Origin of the sequence: Ichthyenterobacterium magnum (assembly GCF_003610635.1) — a bacterium.
GTDB classification, from domain to species: Bacteria; Bacteroidota; Bacteroidia; order Flavobacteriales; family Flavobacteriaceae; genus Ichthyenterobacterium; species Ichthyenterobacterium magnum.
The window spans coordinates 73,759-87,736 of sequence record NZ_RAQJ01000002.1 but is presented as its reverse complement, the minus strand read 5'-3'; the positions used below and the strand labels follow the sequence as shown (position 1 = coordinate 87,736).

General features: G+C 30.5%; 13 protein-coding genes. 10 read left to right on the top strand and 3 right to left on the bottom strand.

Annotated features, from left to right (window positions below; translation table 11 throughout):
• Positions 1 to 197: 197 nt before the first annotated feature.
• From fahA to BXY80_RS06425, 3 genes are all read left to right on the top strand, one after another.
• Positions 198 to 1,490 (top strand): fumarylacetoacetase, encoded by a 1,293-nt coding sequence (gene fahA, locus BXY80_RS06435; RefSeq protein ID WP_120200448.1) that lies wholly within the window; start codon positions 198 to 200, stop codon positions 1,488 to 1,490.
• An 86-nt stretch (positions 1,491 to 1,576) separates the two neighbouring features.
• Positions 1,577 to 1,876, top strand: a complete 300-nt coding sequence (locus BXY80_RS06430) for a GIY-YIG nuclease family protein (RefSeq protein ID WP_120200447.1) — start codon at positions 1,577 to 1,579, stop codon at positions 1,874 to 1,876.
• 87 nt (positions 1,877 to 1,963) lie between these two features.
• Positions 1,964 to 3,145 (top strand): hypothetical protein, encoded by a 1,182-nt coding sequence (locus tag BXY80_RS06425; RefSeq protein ID WP_245977195.1) that lies wholly within the window; start codon positions 1,964 to 1,966, stop codon positions 3,143 to 3,145.
• A 65-nt stretch (positions 3,146 to 3,210) separates the two neighbouring features.
• Here BXY80_RS06425 and ytxJ read toward each other — a convergent pair whose 3' ends face one another.
• Entirely contained in the window at positions 3,211 to 3,612 is a 402-nt protein-coding gene (ytxJ, locus tag BXY80_RS06420; protein WP_120200446.1) for a bacillithiol system redox-active protein YtxJ, read from the bottom strand.
• A 153-nt stretch (positions 3,613 to 3,765) separates the two neighbouring features.
• Here ytxJ and clpB point away from each other — a divergent pair, with 153 nt between their 5' ends.
• Positions 3,766 to 6,372, top strand: a complete 2,607-nt coding sequence (clpB, locus tag BXY80_RS06415; protein WP_120200445.1) for an ATP-dependent chaperone ClpB — start codon at positions 3,766 to 3,768, stop codon at positions 6,370 to 6,372.
• 215 nt (positions 6,373 to 6,587) lie between these two features.
• On the opposite strand, the gene BXY80_RS06410 is transcribed toward clpB, so the two are convergent.
• Positions 6,588 to 7,202 (bottom strand): OmpW/AlkL family protein, encoded by a 615-nt coding sequence (locus BXY80_RS06410; RefSeq protein ID WP_120200444.1) that lies wholly within the window; start codon positions 7,200 to 7,202, stop codon positions 6,588 to 6,590.
• A gap of 142 nt (positions 7,203 to 7,344) precedes the next feature.
• Between BXY80_RS06410 and BXY80_RS06405 the strand changes: the two genes are divergently transcribed.
• The 4 genes from BXY80_RS06405 to BXY80_RS06390 all read left to right on the top strand — a co-directional run bounded on the left by BXY80_RS06405 (position 7,345) and on the right by BXY80_RS06390 (position 10,056).
• Positions 7,345 to 7,941, top strand: a complete 597-nt coding sequence (locus BXY80_RS06405) for a TetR/AcrR family transcriptional regulator (RefSeq protein WP_120200443.1) — start codon at positions 7,345 to 7,347, stop codon at positions 7,939 to 7,941.
• Positions 7,942 to 7,990: 49 nt separating this feature from the next.
• Positions 7,991 to 8,500 carry an acyl-CoA thioesterase gene (locus BXY80_RS06400; protein WP_120200442.1) on the top strand — a complete coding sequence of 170 codons (510 nt, stop codon included), beginning with the start codon at positions 7,991 to 7,993 and terminating at the stop codon, positions 8,498 to 8,500.
• Positions 8,501 to 8,712: 212 nt separating this feature from the next.
• Positions 8,713 to 9,378, top strand: a complete 666-nt coding sequence (gene deoC / locus BXY80_RS06395; protein WP_120200441.1) for a deoxyribose-phosphate aldolase — start codon at positions 8,713 to 8,715, stop codon at positions 9,376 to 9,378.
• A 168-nt stretch (positions 9,379 to 9,546) separates the two neighbouring features.
• Positions 9,547 to 10,056: a SixA phosphatase family protein gene (locus BXY80_RS06390; protein WP_120200440.1), complete on the top strand. Its 510-nt coding sequence runs from the start codon at positions 9,547 to 9,549 to the stop codon at positions 10,054 to 10,056.
• On the opposite strand, the gene BXY80_RS06385 is transcribed toward BXY80_RS06390, so the two are convergent.
• Positions 10,049 to 10,792 carry a DUF6503 family protein gene (locus BXY80_RS06385; RefSeq protein ID WP_245977192.1) on the bottom strand — a complete coding sequence of 248 codons (744 nt, stop codon included), beginning with the start codon at positions 10,790 to 10,792 and terminating at the stop codon, positions 10,049 to 10,051. The two genes, BXY80_RS06390 and BXY80_RS06385, sit on opposite strands and share 8 nt — an antisense overlap.
• Positions 10,793 to 10,882: 90 nt before the next feature.
• Between BXY80_RS06385 and smpB the strand changes: the two genes are divergently transcribed.
• Both smpB and BXY80_RS06375 read left to right on the top strand, forming a co-directional pair.
• Positions 10,883 to 11,341 carry an SsrA-binding protein SmpB gene (gene smpB / locus BXY80_RS06380; protein ID WP_120200820.1) on the top strand — a complete coding sequence of 153 codons (459 nt, stop codon included), beginning with the start codon at positions 10,883 to 10,885 and terminating at the stop codon, positions 11,339 to 11,341.
• Positions 11,342 to 11,453: 112 nt separating this feature from the next.
• A complete protein-coding gene (locus BXY80_RS06375) occupies positions 11,454 to 13,922 on the top strand; it encodes a DUF5686 and carboxypeptidase regulatory-like domain-containing protein (protein WP_120200439.1) in 2,469 nt (822 codons plus the stop codon).
• Positions 13,923 to 13,978: the final 56 nt, after the last annotated feature.

Below are 13,978 nucleotides of genomic sequence, written 5' to 3'. Positions count from 1 at the left end.
ATTTAATGTTTGTTAAGTTTTTTCAAAAATAATAAATACATTAGTTAAATAGATTCTAAAATATATTTTTACTTACTCATTTATTAGCATGTTATCAACAGTTAAAATGAATATAATTTTAATCATTTTTTGCTTTTAGAATAAAAAAAATATGTAGGTTTGAATAGAAATTAAAAACAACTCAACACAATATAGTTATGCCATTATCAGCCAATAATCCAGATAGAACATCGTGGTTGCACGTCGATAAAAATTCTGATTTCCCAATACAAAACATACCTTTTGGAGTGTTTTTAACACGTGATGATATTATTACTATCGGAACCAGGATTGGAGATACTGCCATTGACCTTGGTGCATTGCATCAATTAGGTTATTTTAAAGGTATACCCTTAACTGATGATATCTTCCTACAAGACACATTAAATGATTTTATTGCTGACGGTAGAAAAACTTGGCGTTTGGTAAGAAATAGAATCGCTGAAATTTTTGACAGTACTAACTCAACCTTAAAAAATAACACAAAACATAAAGAAATTGTTTGCTTTAGATTAGATGAAATTGAAATGCAATTGCCAGTAGAAATTGGTGATTACACAGATTTTTATTCGAGCATAGAACATGCAACTAATGTTGGGACAATGTTTAGAGACCCAAATAATGCTCTATTACCAAACTGGTTACATATTCCAGTTGGTTATCATGGTAGAAGTAGCTCTATAATCCCATCAGGAATTCCTATTCACAGACCACAAGGACAAACGCTTCCTGCTGGTGCTACAGAGCCTGTTTTTGGACCTTCAAAATTAGTGGACTTTGAATTAGAAATGGCGTTTATCACAACTGATGCTAACGATTTAGGAGAACCAATTCCTATTGATGAAGCCGAAGAATATATTTTTGGATTAGTATTGTTTAATGATTGGTCTGCAAGAGATATTCAAAAATGGGAATACGTACCATTAGGGCCTTTTCTTGCTAAAAGTTTTGCATCGTGTATTTCTCCTTGGATTGTTACTCTTGATGCTTTAGAGCCATATAGAGTTGAAAGTCCTAAACCAAAAAAACCACAATTACCTTATTTACAATACAAAGGAAAAAAGAGTTATGATATTAACTTAGAAGTAGCGATTAAACCAAAAGGTGCTAAAGAAACTACGGTAAGTAAATCAAACTTTAAATATATGTACTGGAACATGGTACAACAGTTGGCACATCATACAGTTAATGGTTGTCCTGTAAACTCTGGCGATATGATGGGAAGTGGCACTATTTCTGGCGCAACTCCAGACTCATATGGTTCTATGTTAGAGCTTACATGGAGAGGTGAAAAACCTTTAAAGATGAAAGATGGAACAGAACGAAAATTTATTAATGATAATGATACGGTTATCATGAGAGGTTACTGTGAAAATGACGGAACTCGAATAGGTTTTGGTGAAGTTTCTACAGAGTTACTTCCTATTTACAATCCAAAAAAGAAAAAGTAGCTTCGACAAGCTCAGCTACCGACAAGCTCAGCTACCGACAAGCTCAGCTACCAAAATTTGATTAGGTAAACCTCAAAATTAATAATATGCCAATCGGTTTCATGTACATTTTAGAATGTTCGAATGGTAGCTATTATACTGGTAGCACAATAAATTTAAAAGAGAGACTGTTACAACACCTAAGTGGTGAAGGTGCTAAACATACTAAAAAGTATCTTCCTATAAAATTAGTGTATCACGAAGAATATTCTAGAATTGATGAAGCTTTTTATAGAGAAAAACAAATTCAAGGTTGGAGTCGAAAAAAGAAAGAAGCTTTGATCAATAATAAAAATTATAAGCTTCCTAGCTTATCTAAAAACTACACACAAAACCTTAATAAATAAATTTATTAAGAATTGGAAACTGAGTCTGTCGAAGTTTGGCATCATAATTGAATTTCAATTAATATCTATTAATTAAAATACAAGATTATGAAGAAATTACTACTCCTTACAGTCCTTTTCTCAGTACTCGTATCTTGTGGTGGGAAACAACAAATTGAAAAAGCATTATACTCTGGAAATTACGATCAGGCTATAACTAAGGCTTTAAAGAAATTAGAAAACAACAAAGACAAAAAACGAAAACAACAGTTTATTGTTATGTTGCAAGATGCATACTACAAAGTTGTTGAACATGATTTAAAAAGTATAGCGCACCTAAAAAAGGATGGTAATCCTGAGCAATATAAAACTATTTATGAAGTATATATGAATTTAAATGCACGTCAAAATGCAATTAAACCAGTATTACCATTACAAGTAGATGGTAAACAAATTACATTTGAGTTCAACGATTATTCAAATGAAATTGTCGATTATAGATATAAAACATCAGATTATTTAATTGATAAAGGTATTGCCTTATTAGATGCAGGTGATAAATATAAAGCTAGAGAAGCGTATTTAATATTTGAATATATAGAACGCATAAATCCGAATTTTGAAGAGAATAGAGATTTAATAATTGAAGCTCGCCAAAAAGGAACAGACCATGTTATTGTTAGTATCACTAATAATACACACCAAATTATACCTCAACGATTAGAAGCCGATTTATTAGATTTTGACACTTATGGATTAAATCAATTTTGGACGGAATATCATGCAAATCAAAATCAAAATATTGACTATGATTATGCTATGCAATTACAATTAAAACGAATTAATATCTCTCCAGAAAAATTATACGAAAAACAATTGCTTAGAGAAAGACAAATTATTGACGGCTGGAGATATCAACTCGATAGCAATGGCAATGTCATGCAAGACAGTTTAGGCAATGATATTAAAGTTGATAAGATTGTTAACGTAAGAGCACGTTACTTTAAGTTTAATCAGTTTAAGTCTACTCAACTAATTGCAGATGTTGTTTATAGCGATATAAAAACAAATCAAGTACTAGATGCTTTTGCTATAGATAGCGAATTTGTTTTTGATCATCACTATGCTACATATAGAGGAGATAAAAGAGCATTACATAGAGATGATAAAAATTTACTAAATAACAAAAGAGTTCATTTTCCTACAGATGCTCAAATGGTTTTTGATACTGGAGAAGATTTAAAACTCAAATTAAAAGATATTATTAACTCATATCAATTAAGAGGATAGCAACTAAAAACTCTCACATAAAATAATGTGGGAGTTTTTTTATTACATGTATATCATCAATCCCTTCAAACAAACCTACTTAAATCAACTTGATTAATTGCTCCATGAGAAGCATGGGTAACCACTACTCCATTTTTAATAACTAAAAGTTGCGGAGATTCATGCATTACTTGAAATTTATAACCAACCTCATTTGACACATCTCTATAATCTAACAAGTCTAAATAGTATAAATCTAAATCCTGTTCTGTTAACTCGTAACTATCAACAAACTGATTCATTACCATTTTGCTAATACCACAACGTGTAGAGTGTTTAAAAATAACCTGCGTTTTAGTATTAGATTTTTTTTCTATATGCTTTAACTGTTGCAAATCATTTAAAGCAATCCAAGGCAAAATCTTTTCTTCTTTACTTTTGGTGTCTGAGCCTGTCGAAGACCCAAATATTTTATTTAAAATTCCCATAGTTATTATAATTATAACAAGTAAGTCGTGATACTTCTAAAATCTTACAGTATGACGAAAAGTCAGTTAACCACTAACAAAAACAGACAGAATGTCTCTTGTGATTAATTGGTAAGGTAATTGAAATACGTCTATCATAAAAGAAAAAAACATATGAATTTTAATAACTATACAATAAAATCACAAGAAGCAATTCAGCAAGCACAACAGCTTGCTCAAAGCTATGGTCATCAACAAATAGAAAACGAACACCTATTTAAAGGTATTCTAGAAGTTGATGAGAACGTATTACCATTCCTTTTAAAAAAATTGAATGTCAATACAAGCCTATTAGAACAAATACTAGACAAAGAACTAGAAAGCTTTCCAAAAGTAAGCGGAACAGATATTATGTTATCTCGTGAAGCAGGAAAAAGCTTAAACGAAGCATCAATCATTGCAAAAAAAATGAACGATGACTTTGTATCTATTGAACATCTACTATTGGCTATCTTTAAGTCTAAAAGTAAAATTGCACAGATATTAAAAGACCAAGGCGTAACAGAAAAAGCACTAAAAGCTAGTATTGATGAACTAAGAAAGGGAGATCGTGTAACATCTCAAAGTCAAGAAGACACATATAACTCATTAAATAAATATGCTAAAAACTTAAACCAATTAGCAAAAGACGGAAAGTTAGATCCCGTAATTGGTCGTGATGAAGAGATAAGGCGTATTCTTCAAATTCTATCACGTCGCACCAAAAACAATCCAATATTAGTTGGTGAGCCAGGAACTGGAAAAACAGCTATTGCAGAAGGTTTGGCTCACAGAATTATTGATGGAGATATTCCAGAAAACCTAGTAGATAAGCAAATCTTTGCTTTAGATATGGGCGCATTAATCGCTGGTGCTAAATTTAAAGGTGAATTTGAAGAACGCTTGAAAGCCGTTATAAAAGAAGTAACAACTAGTGAAGGAGATATCGTTCTATTTATTGATGAAATCCACACACTTGTTGGAGCTGGCGGTGGACAAGGCGCAATGGATGCAGCAAATATTTTAAAGCCAGCTTTAGCTCGTGGAGAACTACGAGCAATTGGTGCTACAACTTTAGATGAGTATCAAAAATACTTTGAAAAAGATAAAGCTCTAGAACGTCGTTTTCAGAAAGTAATGGTAGACGAACCTGATACAGAAAGTGCAATTTCTATACTTCGTGGTATTAAAGAAAAGTACGAAACACATCATAAAGTTCGTATTAAAGATGAAGCAATTATTGGTGCTGTAGAATTGTCTAGCAGATATATTACAAACCGGTTTTTACCAGATAAAGCTATTGACTTAATGGATGAAGCTGCTTCTAAACTTCGCATGGAAATCAACTCTAAACCAGAGGAATTAGATGTTCTGGATAGAAAGATTATGCAATTAGAAATTGAAATTGAAGCCATTAAGCGTGAAAAAGACGAAAGCAAGTTAAAATCACTTCGTTCTGACTTAGCCAATCTAAAAGAAGAACGCAACGAGATTAATGCCAAATGGAAATCTGAAAAAGAGGTAGTTGATAATATTCAAATTGCAAAACAAGATATTGAAAACTATAAATTAGAAGCAGAACGTGCAGAACGTGAAGGTGATTATGGCAAAGTAGCAGAATTACGCTACGGAAAAATTAAAGAAGCAACAGAAGCGCTTGAAGGTTTCCAAAAACAATTAGCAGCGCAACAAGAAAATGCATTAATTAAAGAGGAAGTAACTTACGAAGATATAGCTGATGTTGTAGCAAAATGGACTGGTATTCCAGTAACAAAAATGATTCAGAGTGAACGCGAAAAACTATTAAAACTTGAAGACGAATTACATAAGCGTGTGGTTGGTCAAGACGAAGCCATAGTTGCGGTTAGTGATGCTGTACGTCGCTCGAGAGCTGGTTTACAAAACCCTCAAAAACCAATAGGAACATTCTTGTTTCTTGGTACAACTGGCGTTGGTAAAACAGAATTAGCAAAAGCACTAGCTGAATATTTGTTTGATGATGAAAATGCTATGACGCGTATTGATATGAGTGAATATCAAGAACGTCATTCGGTTAGTCGATTAGTTGGAGCGCCTCCAGGATACGTTGGTTATGATGAAGGCGGACAATTAACCGAAGCTGTTAGACGCAAACCATATTCTGTTGTATTACTAGATGAAATTGAAAAAGCACATCCTGATACTTTTAATATTTTATTACAAGTATTAGATGAAGGACGCTTAACAGACAATAAAGGACGAATAGCAGATTTTAAAAACACAATAATAATTATGACTTCAAATATGGGAAGTCATATAATTCAGGAACGTGTTGAAGCAATTAAAGATATAAATGCCGCAATGGATTCTGCAAAAGTCGATGTGTTAGGCTTATTAAAACAAAGCGTACGACCAGAATTTTTAAATAGAATAGACGACACCATTATGTTTACGCCTTTAAGCAAAGACAACATTGCAGCTATTGTTGGTTTACAGTTAAAAGGCATCACAAAAATGATTGCGCAACAAGGCATTACATTTGATGCTACAGAAGAAGCTATAGCTTATTTAGCAGAAAAAGGTTATGAGCCAGAGTATGGCGCAAGACCTGTAAAACGGGTGATACAAAAAGAAGTCTTAAATGCATTAAGCAAAGAAATATTAGCTGGAAAAGTTACTACAGATAGCATTATTCTATTAGATGCATTTGATGATGAATTAGTTTTTAGAAATCAAGGTAACTTAGTAACAGAAGAATTTTAAGTAGGCTGTAACAAATTTCTTTTAAAACAGTCATTTAATTGGTTGGTTAGTTGAAAAGCAATGCGAGTTTCTTTATTGAAATAAGTGTTGCTTTTTTTATAAACTAAATTTACAAGTATAGTTATATAAATATAAAAAGCTGAATAAGCAATCTATTTAAAACAAAAAAGGTCACCATAAGTGACCTTTTTAATGCTATTAATCTATTTTAAAATTTAGAACTTTAAGCCAACACCTACTCCAACTAATAATGGATTTATTTCTACCTCTGATGAAGTTGAAGCATTATTAACTGTAACATCTGTTTTTAATAAAATCTTTTTAATATCTAAATTTAAAAACCATTTGTCGTTTAAATTATAATCTACACCTGCTTGTAAAGAAAACCCAACAGAGCTATCATAGTCTATATCATTTACATCGCCTGAGTCTACGCCATAAAATATAGTATAATTAATACCAGCACCAACATAAGGCTTAAATTCATTAGCATAAAAATGGTATTGTAAATTAAGTGTTGGTGGTAATAACCAAACGTGACCTAAATCTGCTCCATTTTCAATTTCTACATCATGTTTTGTAGTTGCTAAAATTAATTCAGCAGCTAAATTTTTATTAAAGAAATACGTTAAATCAAATTCTGGCACATAAGCGGTCGAAATATCTACATCTGCACCAACAATATCATCTCCTGGTGATGGTATAACCGATACTATTCTAAACCGCGCTTGCCACTTACTATAGTCTGTTGTTTCTTTAGTGTCTACATTTTGTGCATTAACAAAAGTAAATAAGCTTAACATTAATGCTGTGAAAATTGTTTTTTTCATGATATGATTGTTTAATATTTACTACAAAAATAAAGCGACAAGAAATCATAAATACTGACTTAAATCATAGTTTGTAAATTTTATTTATAAAAATGCAATTACAAAATATACCAAATGGTATATTTTTAATATATTTACACTCATGCAAACAAAATCTGAACATACTAAACACTATATTTTAGAAATAGTTGCGCCTATTTTTAATAAAAATGGATATGCAGCAACAAGCATGAGTGAAATTACAAATGCTACTAGATTAACTAAAGGAGCTATCTATGGTAACTTTAAAAACAAAGAAGAATTAGCCATTGCAGCATTTAAGTTTAATGTTAAAAGTTTAATGTCTAGAATTTCATCACATTTAAAGTTAAGTAATTCTCCTCTTCAAAAATTATTTTTGATTACCGATTTTTACAGAAATTATTATGACTATAGTAAACAACTTGGAGGTTGCCCTGTTATAAATGTTGGAGTAGATGCAAACAATCAGAACTCTTTATTATTAAAAAATGTACGAATTGTAATTGAACGCATTCAAGATAAAGTAGCAACTATTGTAGAAGAAGGTATAGAAGCTGGTGAAATATCTACAGAAGTAAATGCTATGCAATTTGCAAAACGTCTAGACACCATGATTCAAGGCGCTATTTTCATGACCTATACTATGGATGATGAGTTTTATTTAAAAGACACAATGAACCAACTTGACCAAATAATACATAACAATATAAAAGCTTAAAAAATTTGAACAACAATATACCAATTGGTATATTATAAACAATAAAAACATGAATACGTTACCAAAAACACTAGAAAGTCAATCAAAAATTAGGTTTCAAGATTGTGATCCATTTAATCATTTAAACAACGGAAATTATATTGATTACTTTATGAACCATCGTGAAGATCAGCTTATAAAACACTATGCCATAGATGTGTATGCAATGGCACAGAAATTAGGAAAAAGTTGGGTGTCTAGCAGCAATCAAATAGCATATATAAAGCCAGCTCTGTTAATGGAAACCGTTAGCATAGAATCACAACTAATACATTACGATTCTAGCAACTTAAAAGTAGAGATGCGCATGTATAATAAAGATAAAAGCCAACTAAAAGCTGTGATCTGGTGTGGTTTTGTACATTTTAACTTACTAAAGCAACAACGTGAAGCCCATTCAGAAAATCTTATGACGCTTTTTAAAGGTGTAAAAATTGAAATAAAAGAACAACTTTTTGAAGAAAGAATAAATAACATAAGAAAAATGAAAGCAAATTCTTCAACAATAGTAAAATCATAACCAATTAAAAAACAGCAAAATCTGTTAATTTTTGTGTAAAACTGTGCAAAAAGGCAATAAAATTTAAGTTTTTCCATTTAAATTAATAAAGAAAAGCTTAAATTTGAACTGCTATTAGTTCCCAAAATTTACATTAGACGTAAACGTCAATAATTTAATGTTTTATTCTTCTTCAAATCAAGAATATAAACAAAAACAAACCTACTTAAACAATGAATGTTAACTCATACATAGACCATACATTATTAAAACCCAATACAACAGAACGAGATATTATCGATCTTTGTAATGAGGCAAAACTGCATGAATTTTATTCTGTTTGTATTAATAGCTCGTACATACCTCTTGCAAAACAACTTTTAAAAGGTTCAGGTGTAAAAATATGCACTGTAATCGGATTTCCTTTAGGAGCAACATCTACAGAGGTAAAAGTTTTTGAAGCAAAAAATGCAGTAGAGCAAGGCGCTAATGAAATTGATATGGTTTTAAACATTGGTTTTTTAAAAAGCAAGAACTATGTTGAGGTATTAAAAGATATTAGTTATGTTAAAAATGCTATTGGTAGAATTCCTTTAAAAGTCATTTTAGAAATAAGTGAATTATCTAAAAATGAAATCATAAAAGCATGTGAAATTTGTTTAGATGCTAAAGCTAATTTTATAAAAACATCTACAGGTTTTTCTAAAAGTGGAGCAACACTTACTGCTGTAAAAATTATAAGAAAAACAGTTAGAGACAAAGCAAAAATAAAAGCATCTGGTGGTATTAGAGATTATGAAACCGCTTTAAAATATATTGATGTTGGAGTTGATAGAATAGGAACTTCTAATGGTGTTGCAATTGTTACCAAAAAATTAGTAAAAACTAACAGTTATTAAATATATACATTTAACATATATTTAAATAGGTTTCACTTCAATCTATTTATATTTGATTTCATTCAATTTATTTAGCATAAAACACCCATATATAAAGTGCTTCTTATCTAAGAAAATGATTAGTTTGGATGTTCTATATGACTTACTTAACAAAATAGAAATTACCATATGAAACATATCGTTATAATTGTAATTGCATTACTATCTGTACTACCAATTCATTCACAAAAAGAAATAAGTACAGAGACTACAACGTATTATTTTATTCGTCATGCTGAAAAGGACAGAAGTGATAAAACCAATAGAAATCCGCATTTAACAGAAATTGGTAAAGACAGAGCTGAACATTGGAGTAAAATATTAAAGCATGTAAAATTTGATGCTGTATATTCTACAGATTATAACCGAACAAAAGAAACCGCACAACCAACTGCAACAAAAAATAGTGTAGACATTACATTATACAATCCAAGAAACATTGATGGTAAAACCTTTATGAATGCTACTAAAGGGAAAACCGTTTTGATTGTTGGCCATAGTAATACAACACCAATGTTTGTAAACGCAATTTTAGGTAAAGAAAAATATAAAGATATTAACGATAGTAATAATGGTAACTTATATACTATTACAATAATTGATGGCAAAACCTCAGACCAAGTATTAGTTATTAATTAAACTTTATATTTTTGGTTTCAATTTTTGATAGCAGTTTTAATTCTCCATTATCAAAAAGGCTTGACAAACTAGTTAATTCTATATTTTTATCTTGAGGCTTATAGTTGTTATAATCTACAAAACGTAAACCATTAATATAGCGTTCGTTGTAAGCTTCTCTAAAGCGAATGCCTCCACCATTTACAAGAAAAGAATAAGCTAGGTAGTCAATTTTAAAAGTCTCTTTATTAATCCAATACATATAAACGTCTTCAAAATCTTTTCCGCCTCCATTTTCAGAAAAAGTAACTTGGATCATGTAATATTCTTTTCCTTTAATTGATATTTCGCCTTTATACGTTTTAAAAACAGCTTTGTCATTTAATCCATAAGGCAATAGCACAAAGTAGTTAACAGAGTTTATACTATTTTCTATTCTCGAAGACATTTCGGTTGTAACAGATGCATTTTTTCCATTAATAGTTTTATTTAAAGGTTTAGTATTACCATAAGTAATTACAACTTTTTCATTATCAGTTTTAGCAATTCTGCTATACTCAAACACGCCATTATCACGTTTAGACACATAATGCTTGTCTCTAAAATCAAACTCCATATTATAACTATCATAAAGCTTTCCTCCTGCCACTTCAATGACTTTATCTATAATATCTTGAGCAGATTTCTGAGAAAACCCATTTATAGTAATTCCTAAGAACAAAACACTAAAAATTCCAAATTTTAAAAAATGATTCATTGTCTAAATTTTTACAATAAGTCGTAAAACTATTGATTACTTTTGGTAGAGGCTCTAAAAGTTATCTTAAATTATTTACCTTTGGCATCCATGCAAAAAAACATAAACATACAAAACAAAAAAGCACGCTTTCTATACGAGATTTTAGACAAGTATACAGCTGGTATTGTACTTACTGGAACAGAAATAAAATCTATTCGTAATAGTAAAGCATCTATTGCTGAAAGCTTTTGTGAGTTTAATGATAAAGGCGAATTGTTTGTTATAAACATGAACATTGAAGAATATGCTTATGGTAATTATTACAACCATAGACCAAAGGCAGAACGCAAACTTTTATTGAATAAAAAGGAATTAAAAAAACTTCAAAAAGATGTTCAAGCAAAAGGCTTAGCTATAGTTCCGCTACGTTTATTTATTAATGAAAATGGTTTTGCAAAAGTAGATATTGCTTTAGCAAAAGGAAAAAAGCTTTTCGATAAACGTGAAACCATGAAAGATCGCGATAACAAAAGAGATTTGGCTCGTATTAAGAAAAGTTTCAATTAACTTTAAGATTCTTTAACACTCATTATTTACAATAATATCTAAGTTTGATAACTTGTTAGTCAACCTTTTTATAAAAAAAGACGTCTATACTAATATAACCATCTATTTATACATGAAACTAAAACTACTTCTTACAATCGTCTTTTTATATAGTATCCAATCATTTTCTCAAATTACAGGTACAGTTACAGATAGTAAAGACAAAGTGCTTCCGTTTGTAAATATTTATATAGAAAACACATTTACTGGCACAACTAGTAATGAAGAAGGTAATTACGAACTTAACATTACTTCACCAAAAACATATACTGTTGTCTTTCAGTTTTTGGGTTACAAAACAGTAAAAAAAGACGTCATTATAGAACAGTTTCCTTATACATTAAATGCTTCTTTAACTGAAGAAGAAATCTCATTAAACGAAGTTGTTATTAATGCAGACGAAAATCCTGCAAACAAAATTATTAGACAAGCTATTGCTAAACGCAAAGCGAATTTAGAAAAAATTAAAGCCTACAAAGCCGATTTTTATTCTCGTGGATTAATAAGAATTAAAGATGCTCCAGAAAAATTACTCGGACAAGAAATTGGTGATTTAGGTGGTGGTTTAGACTCCACAAGAAGTGGTGTTATTTACTTATCAGAAACCATTTCAAAAATTGAGTTTTTAAGACCAAACAAGCTAAAAGAAAAAATTACTGCCTCAAAAGTTAGCGGTGATGACAATGGTTTTAGTTTTAACAATGCTATAGATGTCGATTATAACTTTTATAATAATACCGTAGAACTTGGCAATCAAATTATATCTCCAATTGCTAATAATGCATTTGGCTATTACCGCTATAAATTAGAAGGTGTATTTTATGATGATAGAGGCAACCTCATTAATAAAATAAACGTCATTCCGAAACGAAAAAACGACCCCATTTTTTCCGGAACCATTTACATTGTTGAAGACCAATGGACAATCTACGCTTTAGAACTAGACATTACAGGCACTCAAGCACGTATTCCTGCAGTAGATGTGATTACGCTTACACAAAACTTTTCCTATGCTAAAAATGATACTATCTGGGCAATCATTTCTCAAAATATAGATTTCAAATATGGTCTATTTGGAATTAAAGGTGACGGAAGATTTACAGCTGTATATAGCAATTATGAGTTTAATCCTGAGATTTCTAAAAGAGATTTTGGAAGAGAAATAGTGTCCTTTGCTAATGAAGCCAATAAAAAAGATTCTACTTTTTGGGAAACTATAAGGCCAGTACCTTTAACTCAAGAAGAAATATCAGACTATATTAAAAAAGACAGTATACAAGTTGTTAGAAAGTCTCAAGTCTATTTAGATTCTATAGACACAAAAAACAACAAATTTAAATTAGGCAACATTATATCTGGTTATAATTATGCTAATACTTATAAAAACTGGAATGCAGGTATAACCTCACCAATATCTGCCATCAATTTTAATACGGTACAAGGTTGGAATGGAAACATTGGTGCTTATTACAGAAAAGGTTTAGATGAAGATTACAAACGTTACATCTCATTAAGAGGAACTGTTAATTATGGTTTTAGTGACAAACGTTTAAGAGGAAGCATATCTACTACTTACAAATTTAACGATATTAACAATCCATACTTAACACTTTCAGCAGGTGTGACTACACAACAATTTAATGCAAGTAACCCAATATCTAAAGCATACAATACGAGTTTTTCATTATTTGCAGAAAAAAATTACATAAAAATCTACGACAAAGCTTTTGCTCAAGTATCTTACTCAAATGAATTGTTTAATGGGTTTAGGTTATACTCTACTCTAGCTTACGAACGCAGAAAAGCGCTATTTAATACAACAGACCAAGCTTGGTATCCGCAAGACGATAGAAACTATACTAGCAACAATCCATTAGACGAAACAGCATATGGCATTGCTCCTTTTAAAACCCATAACATTGTAAAATTAAACTTAAGTACGCGCATAAACTTTGCTCAAAATTATTTGAGCTATCCAGATAGCAAATACAATATTCCTAACGGAAAATATCCTACACTATTTTTAGGTTATGAAAAAGGATTTTCTGCATCAAACTCAAATTATGATTTTGACCAAGTAAAAGTAAGATTAAGACAAAGTTTTAATGTTGCAGACAAAGGCAGATTACAATACAACATAAGAGCTGGTAAGTTTTTTAATGCAGACGATATTGCTTTTATGGACTATCAACATTTTAATGGTAATCAAACACATATTAGTGAAGGTTCATACTTAAATGTCTTTAATAATCTACCTTACTATGCAGCTAGTACAAACGATTCGTATCTAGAAATGCATGCCGAGCATGATTTTAGTGGTTTTATTTTAGGAAAAATTCCGCTAATAAATAAACTTAATTTCAATCTCATTCTGGGTGCTCATACATTAGCAACTCCAGACAATAAACCTTATCAAGAATATACTATTGGTCTAGATAATATTGGTTGGGGAAAGTTTAGATTTTTAAGACTCGATTATGTACGCTCATATCAAAGCGGTTTTCAAAGTGACGCCATTGTATTTGGGCTGAAGTTTTTTTAATATGATTCTGAAAAACCTTTTAAACTAGATAAATGACATAAAAATAACTACAACTA